The 10,779-nt window shown below is 56.5% G+C and carries 8 protein-coding genes; 5 read left to right on the forward strand and 3 right to left on the reverse strand.

The features are described from left to right. The 4 genes from LJE94_16500 to LJE94_16515 all read left to right on the forward strand — a co-directional run. A partial coding sequence (locus tag LJE94_16500; protein MCG6911704.1) for a hypothetical protein occupies positions 1 to 1,008 on the forward strand: 1,008 nt, incomplete at its 5' end. Positions 1,009 to 1,242: 234 nt separating this feature from the next. After that, the gene (locus LJE94_16505; GenBank protein MCG6911705.1) at positions 1,243 to 3,912 is read left to right on the forward strand and encodes a valine--tRNA ligase; all 2,670 of its coding nucleotides are present in this window, start codon (positions 1,243 to 1,245) and stop codon (positions 3,910 to 3,912) included. A gap of 131 nt (positions 3,913 to 4,043) precedes the next feature. Beyond that, a complete protein-coding gene (gene nadC, locus LJE94_16510) occupies positions 4,044 to 4,871 on the forward strand; it encodes a carboxylating nicotinate-nucleotide diphosphorylase (GenBank protein MCG6911706.1) in 828 nt (275 codons plus the stop codon). Positions 4,872 to 5,401: 530 nt separating this feature from the next. After that, a complete protein-coding gene (locus LJE94_16515; protein MCG6911707.1) occupies positions 5,402 to 6,364 on the forward strand; it encodes a rhomboid family intramembrane serine protease in 963 nt (320 codons plus the stop codon). Between the two features lie 3 nt (positions 6,365 to 6,367). Here LJE94_16515 and LJE94_16520 read toward each other — a convergent pair whose 3' ends face one another. Genes LJE94_16520 through LJE94_16530 form a run of 3 tightly spaced genes read right to left on the reverse strand, consistent with a single transcriptional unit; the run spans position 6,368 to position 8,645 of the window. Next, positions 6,368 to 7,282 carry a phosphatidylglycerol lysyltransferase domain-containing protein gene (locus LJE94_16520; GenBank protein ID MCG6911708.1) on the reverse strand — a complete coding sequence of 305 codons (915 nt, stop codon included), beginning with the start codon at positions 7,280 to 7,282 and terminating at the stop codon, positions 6,368 to 6,370. A 32-nt stretch (positions 7,283 to 7,314) separates the two neighbouring features. Then, positions 7,315 to 7,731 (reverse strand): GNAT family N-acetyltransferase, encoded by a 417-nt coding sequence (locus LJE94_16525; GenBank protein ID MCG6911709.1) that lies wholly within the window; start codon positions 7,729 to 7,731, stop codon positions 7,315 to 7,317. 8 nt (positions 7,732 to 7,739) lie between these two features. Continuing rightward, a complete protein-coding gene (locus LJE94_16530) occupies positions 7,740 to 8,645 on the reverse strand; it encodes a diguanylate cyclase (protein MCG6911710.1) in 906 nt (301 codons plus the stop codon). Between the two features lie 371 nt (positions 8,646 to 9,016). Here LJE94_16530 and lepA point away from each other — a divergent pair. Further along, positions 9,017 to 10,779: translation elongation factor 4 (lepA, locus tag LJE94_16535; protein ID MCG6911711.1), on the forward strand; the 1,763-nt coding region annotated here is incomplete at its 3' end.

A 10,779-nucleotide genomic window follows, 5' to 3' on the forward strand; every position in this document is an offset into this window, starting at 1 on the left:
AACCTTGGCGATGACGATGCCGTCGATTCCTTAAACGTCGTCGAACCGGACGAGGCGGATGACGACGTCCTGGACCTCACCGACACCATCGAACTGGATAACCTTGGCGATGACGATGCCGTCGATCTCTTAAACGCCGTCGAACCGGACGAGGCGGATGACAACGTCCTGGACCTCACCGACACCATCGAACTGGACAACCTTGGCGATGACGATGCCGTCGATTCCTTAAACGCCGTCGAACCGGACGAGGCGGATGACGACGTCCTGGACCTCACCGACACCATCGAACTGGACAACCTTGGCGATGACGATGTCGTCGATCTCATGGACACCGTTGAGCCTTCCGAAGAACCGGAGGAAATAATCGATCTCACAGATTCGGCAGACGAAACGCTGGAGGAAACCATCGCCCTGGCGGAAAGTCCGGAAGAGATTCCAGCCGGAACGGATGACATGTCTCTCGATCTGTCGGAATGGGATGGAGAGGAAGCAGAGGAGCGCATAAGCGAGGATGCGCCGGCGGTTTCCATTCCAAGGCCCACGGACGACCAGGAAATCCTGGAACTGATCGATGATATCCAATCGACGCTTGACGAATCGGAAACCGCGGGCCAGGAAACCACCGACCCGCCGTCGCACGATGAAGTCCGGGAAGTGGACGAGGAACCTGCAGAGACCGTCGATGCGCGGGAGGGCCCGTCCGAGCAGACCATCTATCTGGAAAAGGGCGCCCCCATCGACGCTGACGTCATGGCGGAAATCGAAACGGATCTTCTGGACAATCTAGGCATCGACCTGACAACCGAATTGGAACGCAACGTCCTGAGCGATGAAGAAGATGCCGCCTCCGTAGCCCCGGATGCCCCTTTTGAAGCCGCCGACAGTACGTTGGGAGAACGCGTCGAAACGATTGTAGAAAGGGTGCTGCAGGAAAAGCTCGACGAGATCCTCGAAAGGAAAATCGCAGACGCAGTCGCCCGGGAATTAGACAAACGCATGCCTTGAGCTCGAACTAAAATCTTACTTTTGCCCTAAATCGATCATGCGTAACAATTGAAACCCCCACGGATTTCCGGGTTCACCGCACCTGCGGCAAACCCGGAAATCGCTCAATTTAGGCTCTGAACAACACAGTCACGAAATGGCGAAGGTTGAAGCCGCTAACCGATGCTGCTTTTTTCAGCCCTTCAATTTTCGCACTTCGTGATTCTTTTTTTGAAAAATGGAGTGTAGAGACCGATGAGTTCCAATCAGATTGACAAGGGATATGAACCCCACGAAGTGGAAAAAAAATGGTATGCCTACTGGGAAAAGGAGCAGCTGTTCGCTGCCAGCGATGAAAGCGACAAGCCGGGTTATTCCATTGTCATACCGCCCCCCAATGTTACCGGTGTCCTGCACATGGGCCACGCCCTGAACAACACCATGCAGGACATCATGTGCCGCTATCGCCGGTTGAAGGGGGACAACGTCCTCTGGATGCCGGGCACCGATCATGCCGGGATTGCAACCCAGAACGTCGTCGAGAAGAAACTGGCCGCAGAAGGCCTGGACCGGCATCAGGTGGGGCGTGAAAAATTTATCGAAGCCGTGTGGGAATGGCGCCGGGAATACGGCAGCGCGATTATCAACCAGTTGAAACGGCTGGGCGCGTCCTGCGACTGGAAGCGCGAACGCTTTACCATGGATGAAGGCTTGTCCCTGGCCGTGCGCAAGGTTTTCGTCCAGTTGTATGAAGAGGGACTGATTTATCGGGGCCAGTACATCATCAACTGGTGCCACCGCTGCCACACCGCCCTGAGCGATCTCGAAGTGGAGCATGAAGAGATCGACGGGCATCTTTACCACTTCAGATACCCCTTTGCCGACGGCGACGGGCATGTGGTCATCGCCACCACCCGTCCCGAAACCATGCTGGGAGACACGGCCGTTGCAGCCAACCCGGAGGACGAACGCTATGCCGACGTGGAGGGGCGCGCGCTCATCCTGCCCCTCATGGAAAGGGAGATCCCCTTCATCAAGGACCGCTACGTCGACATGTCCTTCGGCACCGGGGCCCTGAAAATAACACCGGCTCACGACCCCAACGACTTCGACATCGGCGTCCGCCACGAGCTGCCCAACATCAAGGTCATCGACGACGACGGCAACATGACGGAGGAAGCGGGACGCTTCGCCGGCATGGACCACTTCGAGTGCCGCAAGGCCGTGGTGGAAGCCATGCAGGCCGAGGGTCTCGTTGAAAAAATCGAGCCGCATCCCCACAGCGTCGGGCACTGCTACCGTTGCAAAACCGTGGTGGAACCCAACCTTTCCCGTCAGTGGTTCGTCAAGGCCAAACCGCTGGCCGAGAAAGCCATAGAGGCCGTGGAGAGCGGCAAAACGCGCATCATTCCCGAGATCTGGGAAAAAACCTATTACGACTGGATGTACAACATCAGGGACTGGTGCATCTCGCGCCAGATCTGGTGGGGCCACCGGATTCCCGCCTGGACCTGCGAGGCCTGCGGTGAGCTGATGGTGCGCATGGAGGCGCCCCATAGGTGCACGGCCTGCGGCGGCAAAGCGCTCGCGCGGGAAACCGACGTGCTCGACACCTGGTTCAGTTCGGCGCTCTGGCCGTTTTCCACCATGGGATGGCCCCAACAGACGCCCCTGTTGAAAACCTTTTACCCGACATCCGTGCTGGTCACCGGTTTCGACATCCTGTTTTTCTGGGTGGCGCGCATGATGATGATGGGCATCCACTTCATGGGAAAAATTCCCTTCAAGGATGTCTACGTGCACGCCCTGGTCCGCGACGAACAGGGCAAAAAGATGAGCAAGTCCAAGGGCAACGTCATCGACCCCCTGAACATCATCGACAAGTACGGAACCGATGCCTTCCGCTTTACCCTGGCGGCATTCGCCGCTCAGGGCCGCGACGTCAAGATGTCCGAAAAGCGGGTCGAGGGGTACCGGCACTTTGTCAACAAACTGTGGAACGCCACCCGCTTTTCCCTGATGCACATCCAGGACGGCGCAACCGGCATCCCCCGGGAGCATATCTCCCTGGCGGACCGCTGGATACTCTCCCGCCTCGGCAAAACCGTGGAAAGTGTGGCCGGAGCCCTGGACGGCTACCGTTTCAACGAAGCCGCCAGTGCGGTCTACAACTTTGTCTGGCACGAGCTGTGCGACTGGTACATAGAAGCCGTAAAGCCGGCACTGTACGGCAAGCTGGGCGACGACAGCCGCGAGGCCACGCTGAGTGTCCTGTGGCGGGCCCTGCGCGACACCCTGGTCGTGCTGCACCCCTTCATGCCCTTTGTCACCGAAGAAATATGGCACAAGCTGCCGGGCACCGAAGGGTCCATCATGAAAGCGGTTTACCCGGCTGACGCCCCGGCGGCGGCTGACCTGGCCGGGGATGCCGACGCGGAAGAGGCCATGCAGCTGGTAATGGAGATCATCACCGGCGTGAGAAACATCCGGGGGGAGATGAACATCGCGCCCTCGCTTTCCCTCAGCGTCTCGCTTCAGACCAGCCGGGAACGCATCCGCCGGACCGTCGAGGCCGAAAGGAACTTAATCGTCGACCTGGCCAATCTGGAAAATCTTTCCGTAGAGGAACCCGGAGAAAAGCCCAGGGCCTCGGCAACCGCCATCCTCGACGGCGCCACCCTGTTCGTTTCTCTCGCGGGCGTCATCGACACCGAGAAGGAATCGGCCCGGCTGAAAAAAGAGATCGCAAAACTGGGCAACGAACTGGCCGGCGTGTCCAAAAAGCTCAACAACGAGAGTTTTCTGAACAAGGCGCCGGCGGACATCGTGGCCAAGGTCAAGGAAAAGCACGACCTGCTGTCGCAGAAGCAGGAAAAGCTGACCGCCAACCTTAACAAATTGGTAGATTTAGGTAAGGACACGTAGTGAAGCGTCGGCGCTTATCCAGAAAGCAGCGGGCAAAGAACCCTGGATTCCCGCCTCCGCGGGAATGACAGATATTTTACGTTAACACTCCTATATCTTTGACATATTTAGTTTCCGGGTTACTGATGAATATGAACCCACTTGTTGACAAACTCATCGACCTGGCTATCGCCGAGGATATCGGCTCCGGCGACATCACCACGGACAGCCTCGTCCAGCCGGAACACACCGGCAGCGCTGTCATTGTCGCCAAGGAGCCACTCATGCTGGCCGGCCTTGGAATCGCGCGGGAGGTGTTCCGCCGCTTCGATGACGAAACGCGGTTCGAGCCCAATCACGGCGAGGGCGACATGGTGGAAGCCGGCCAAATTCTCGTCAAGCTGGAAGGCCGCCTTTCCGCCCTGCTGAAAGGGGAGCGCACGTCGCTCAACTTCCTGCAGCGCATGTCCGGCATCGCCACCCACGTGCGCGCCTACATGGACCTGCTGGGCGACGCCTCCGTGCGGCTGGTGGACACGCGTAAAACCGTCCCCGGCTGGCGGGTTCTGGAAAAATATGCCGTGCGGGTCGGCGGGGCGTCAAACCACCGCATGGGGCTCTTCGACGGCGTGCTGATCAAGGACAACCACATCGCCGCCTGCGGCGGTATCGCCACAGCCATTCGGCGCGCCCGCGAAAGGGTTTCCCACCTGGTGAAGATAGAGATCGAAGTCTCCTCCCTGGAAGAAGTGAGGCAGGCGCTCGAGGCAGGCGCGGACATCATCATGCTGGACAACATGACCACCGACGAGGTGCGGCAGGCCGTGTCCGACATCGGCGGCAAAGCCCTGGTCGAACTGTCGGGTAATGTCACCGTCGAAACGCTGCGTCCCCTGGCCGGAACCGGTGTGGACATCATCTCCATCGGCGCCCTGACGCATGCCGCCCGGGCCGTGGATATCAGCATGGACATCAAATGACGGCCGCCGCGCCGGGCGTCATTTGATGTCTTCAAAGCCTGACGTAACATATCCTAAATTCTAAACAAATACCAAATTGAAGATTCCCCGCAGCAAGCTTAAGGGGAATCTTCACCGTAAGGAATTCTATCAATTATGATACCAAGAAAAATTTTTCAGGGCTAAAGCCCTGGCCTACATTGATAACCGTTTGGTTCTATCCATCTGTTTGCCCGATCATGTTGCGCAGGGTTTTAACCCTGCCAAAGCGGATTGCGACACAGCCTCGAAGGCGAGGATCCAAGGCATATGGCTTACAGCTTTCTGAATCCCCGCCTTCGCGGGGATGACGGAAAAACACTTAGACACGGCAAGTATTTAGTATTGAGCATTTGAAACTGTTTAGCATTTTGATATCAGATATTCGTATTTCCGGTTTGTCCGGGTTGGGTGTTAGGCGCCGGACGTCAGAAGCAGCCGGCCCATTCTCGCAGCTGTAGGCGGAAATCCACCTAAAACTCAAAACCCAAAACCTAAAACGACTTCCTTCCATGATCCCTATTCGCGACACGACGCCATCGAAAAACTACCCCGTTGTCAATACCGCCATCATCGGTTTGAACGTCCTGGTCTATCTTTTCCAGCTTTCCCGGGGAAGCGGACTCGACCGCTTCATATACACCTACGGGCTGGTGCCGGCCAGGTATACCGTTCCCGAAATCGGCGCCTACTTCACCACCGGCCAGCAGGCTCTGGCCCTGATTTCCTTTATGTTTCTGCACGGTGGATTTTTCCACCTGCTGGGAAACATGTGGTCGCTCTACATCTTCGGCGACAATGTCGAAGACCGCCTGGGCCCCGTCCGGTATCTTATCTTCTACCTTTTAGCCGGGATCTTTTCCGGTCTCGTCCACATGCTGTCCGACACCCACTCCATGGTGCCCACCATCGGCGCCAGCGGCGCCATTGCCGGTGTCATGGGGGCCTACTTTATCATGCACCCCAACTCGAAAATCCTGACGCTGATTCCCATTATCTTCATCCCCTGGTTTGTGGAGATCCCCGCATTCATCTTCATCGGCTTCTGGTTTGTCCTGCAGATTCTGAATGCCGCCGGCGGCGGCGGCCAGATCGCCTGGTGGGCTCACATCGGGGGGTTCATTTTCGGTATTCTCTTTTTAAAACTCGCCTTGCGAATGCCCGCCACCGGGATATCGGCCCCGATCAAACGCGTCACCACCAAGAAAAAATCCCACAGGCTTCAGGTCATCCATCCGGCCGGCCCGGCAGACGACGCCGATCTTTACGGGTCGCTGAACATCACGCCCACGGAAGCGTTCCAGGGCTCCTACAAACTGGTGAACATCCCCTGGGGCTTTCACAAACGGATGGTCCGGGTCACGGTCCCGGCAGGCGTTACGGCAGGAAAAACACTGAAATTGAAGGGGCTGGGAAAGCAGATGCCGGACGGCAGCAAGGGAGATCTCTACTTGAAGATCCGCATTGCACAATGATACTTATTTCACTACGAGCTTGTAGGCCGGAACCATCTTGACCGGATAGTAGGAGCGTTTGGACTTGGCGATACCCGGGATGCCCATGTCGCTCTCCTTGTTGATATAGGTGAATCCGTCAAACAGGCGTCGGGCACACTCCCGGTCCAGGTACTGATAAAGCCCCTTCACGCCGGTAAAGGCCTTTTCATATTGCAGCGTAGCCATCTCTTCGGTTAGAGCCGCGGAGACGCCGAAGGCGCTCACCTTGCCGTCGAGCCTGACGACGAGGCCTTTCAGTTCCATCTGATTCAGGTTTTCGATGCTGTTGATGGCCGCCCGCTTTTCGCATGCCAGATCACTGTCTACCGCCCCGTCGCAGCCGTCACGCTCTTCACACCACGCTTCCAGGAATTCCAGGCTTTCCCGGACCAGGCCCGGACCCATCGGCTCCACCCGGACACGTCCCCCGGCAACGAACTCTCTTTCGAACTGGTTGATCAGGTTGCGCTTTTTGGAGTACTTGTTGCCCTTCAACGAGGCCAGAGCCTTTGTTTCGAACACGTAGTCGCTGTAGGAATCGTGCGCCTGAATGTCAAAGTAGCGTTCGAGCTTCTCGCTGCCGTGCCGTTGGATATATGCTTCCGGCACGAACCAGTAGGTGTCGTAGCCCAGCTCGCCGGCCAGTTCGAACAGCTCCCTGGGCTCGTATTCCCGCTGCGGTGAAATGGGCAGAATGAGATGCCGGTGTTGACGCTCCGTGGAAAACTCGGCCGCCACGATCAAGGCGCCGTCCCTCACCATGCCGAAGGGCTGATATTCCTCGTTGCTCCACGCAATGATCGAAGAAAGCGCATAGCCGCACAACATGTAGCGTTGTTTTTTGAAGTAAGGCTTGTATGCCGCGTAATCCGGCGGCACCATGTGTTTGAAATCCATTGTTTACCCTCAGGCTTTTACAGCCTTGGCGTCTACGTCTTGCCGATTTTCACCATGGGCGTCGCTTCCGGCATGACCGCAAACCCGATGCGTTCGTAAAACGGGTGGGATCCCCGTTCGGCAATCAACCCGACCCAGTTGACCCCGTCGCCGTCCAATCGTTCCAGCAACCGCTGGATGATTTCCGTACCGGTGCCCCTGCCCCTAAACGGCTTGGAAACGGCCACGTCCTGAATATAGGCATCGCTGACACCATCACTGATGGCCCGGCCCATGCCCACGATTGTCTGCCCCTCTTTTGCGGCGAGGAAGCAGTGGCTGCCCGCCACGATCCGCCTGACAAGTTCGGCATCGTCGCCGGATGAGATCCACCATCCTTCCAGTTTGTAGAGCGACAGTACCTGCTCGATTTCCACACTGGAGGGGTCGGTTAGAAAGGAAAAACGCATGCCGGAAGCTAGTTCACGAATAGGGCCGAAACTCTGTCCCGCCCACCTTCCTTGGATTTGTAGAGCGCCTTGTCCGCCCTCTGGATAAGTGCGGACACGTCTTCTCCGGGGCTGTATTCGGTCACCCCCAGACTGATGGTAATCGTTTCCGGCGCACTGGATTCAGGTAAGAATTTCTCCATCTTTACCGCTTTGCGGATCCTCTGGGCAACGGTCTGCGCTTCGTTGCCGTCGGTTTCGGGCAGGATTATCGTGAACTCCTCCCCCCCGTATCGATAGGCGGAGTCCATCTTTCGAAGCAGAGGTTTGACGACCTGGCCTATTCTGATCAAAACCTTGTCGCCCTCGAGATGCCCGTGGGAATCATTGTAGTCCTTGAAGTGATCGATGTCCAGGATGAGCAGGGAAAGAGGGTGTTTGTAGCGGTTGGACCGGTCGACTTCCCCCTTGAGCTGGTTGTAAAAATGTCTGGAATTGTACAGCCGGGTCAACCCGTCGGTGATGGAAAGCTTTTTCAGCTTTTCCAGCATATGCACGCGCTCATTGGTGAGTTTTCGCTCCCTCAGCACCCTTTTCAACCGCAAAACCAGCTCTTCGAAACGCACGGGTTTGAAAACGAAATCACTGGCCCCCTTGCTGATGGCCTCTTCATAGGAATAGTCGCCGCTGTAGCCCGTCATCACGATAATATCGATATCGTAGTCATTCTTGATCAGGTCGGTGAGTTGCAGACCATCCATGCCGGGTAGAAGAATATCGGTGATAATCACTTGGATCGGCTTGATTCTCAAAAGCTCCACGGCTTTTTCGGCACTGCTCACCCCAATCGATTTATAACCGTAAATATCGAGAAACTCCTGCATGGCGTCCCGAATTGCGTCGTCATCATCTACGATCAGAATTTCAGCTTCCATAGGATTTTGTCCCGATTGGGATTTTCAGGTCCGGTTCCGTATTGCGATTTTCGATCGGAGTCCCTATAATCCGCCGGTTGACATCTACAAAAAAAAATTGTTAAATGTGTCTTTTTACCGACGGTCGCCGATTTTATATTCCACGCCGTACCGTTCACTATAACGGAAAAGCATCTTCCTTGTAAAGGCAGCAACGCCGCCACAGGCGCGCCAGCCTCGACAACCGCTCAAATCAGGAAGAATTAACGCTTCAACATAGATGGAAAGGCATTACATGTCAACCGGCTTTTACCTGAAAATGAATGCTTCCGGTAGGAATCGGGATCGATGTGTATGCATTTCAATGAACTGAATTCACCTGAAATACCAACATGCAAAACATACGAAATTTTAGCATAATCGCCCACATCGATCATGGCAAATCGACGCTTTCGGACCGTTTGATCCAATTCGCGAACATCATTTCCGACCGTGATTTCAAGGATCAGATCCTGGACAGCATGGAGATCGAAAGGGAGCGCGGCATCACCATCAAAAGTCAGACAGTGTGCCTGCCGTACACATCCAAAGACGGCAGCACCTATTTCCTGAACCTGATCGACACGCCGGGGCACGTGGATTTCACCTACGAGGTTTCCCGTGCGCTCGCCTCGTGCGAGGGGGCCCTTCTGCTGGTGGATGCCAGCCAGGGGGTGGAGGCGCAGACACTGGCCAACCTTTACCTGGCGCTCGAGCACGATCTCGAGATCATGCCGGTCATAAACAAGATCGACCTGCCCTCGGCAGACGTGGACCGGGTCAAAAAACAGATAGAGGAAGACCTGGGGCTCGATGCGGAGACCGCCATTCTTGCCTCCGCCAAAGAGGGACTGGGTATCGAAGAAGTCCTTGAGGGAATCGTCAGCCAACTACCCCCGCCATCCGGCGATGAACTGGCGCCCCTCAAAGGCCTCATCTTCGATTCACATTACGACCCGTTCCGGGGAACCATTGTACACTTCAGGGTGATGCAGGGGACCCTCAAACGCGGCGACAGAATCAAATTCATGTCCAACGACGCCGTCTACAAGGTGGAGGAGGTCGGCATTTTCCAGATCGTCCGGGTGCCGAAAGATACGCTCACCGCCGGGCAGGTGGGATACATGATTGCCGGCATCAAGACCGTCAGCGACACGCGCTGCGGTGACACCATCACCCTTAGGGACAATCCCTGCGATGCCCCCTTGCCGGGCTTCAAGGAAGCCAAACCCGTCGTGTTCTCCTCCATTTACCCGGTCGCCTCGGACGGCTACGAGGACCTGGTGACGGCCCTGGAAAAACTGAAGCTGAACGACGCCTCGCTCATTTATGAAAAGGACTCCTCGGTGGCCCTGGGCTTCGGCTTCCGCTGCGGATTTCTGGGTCTGCTCCACCTCGAGGTCGTCCAGGAAAGGCTCGAACGCGAATACGATCTCTCGCTCATTCTGACGGCCCCGTCGGTGCGCTATATCCTCATGATGAACGACGGATCCGAGGAGGTCATCGACAACCCCGCCCTCTACCCGGACCCGACGTTGATCGAAAAAACAAGAGAGCCTTTCATCAGGGCGGCCATTATCACCCCGGACCGCTACATGGGTGTGGTCATGAAACTCTGCCTGGACAGGCGGGGCATCAATAAAAACTATCAGTACCTGACCAACAACCGCCTGGAAATGATTTTCGAACTGCCGCTCGCGGAAGTGATCTACGACTTTTACGACAAGTTGAAAACGGTCACCCAGGGCTACGGCTCCTTCGACTACGACCTTCTGGACTACCGCGACACCGACATGGTCAAGCTGGACATCCTGATCAACGGCGAACGGGTGGACGCCCTCTCGCAACTCGTTCACCGGGACAGGGCCGTGGAGCGGGCCAGGCACGCCTGCGAAAAACTGAGGGAAGAAATACCCCGGCAGATGTTTAAAATCGCGATTCAGGGGGCCATCGGCGGCAAAATCATCGCCCGCGAAACGGTCTCTCCCTTCAGAAAGGACGTTACCGCCAAGTGCTACGGGGGCGACATCACGCGCAAGCGCAAACTGCTCGAGAAACAGAAAAAGGGTAAAAAGCGCATGAAAATGGTGGGCAAGGTCATGATTCCCCAGTCGGC

The sequence above is a fragment of the Deltaproteobacteria bacterium genome (genome assembly GCA_022340465.1).
Lineage (GTDB): Bacteria > Desulfobacterota > Desulfobacteria > Desulfobacterales > B30-G6 > JAJDNW01.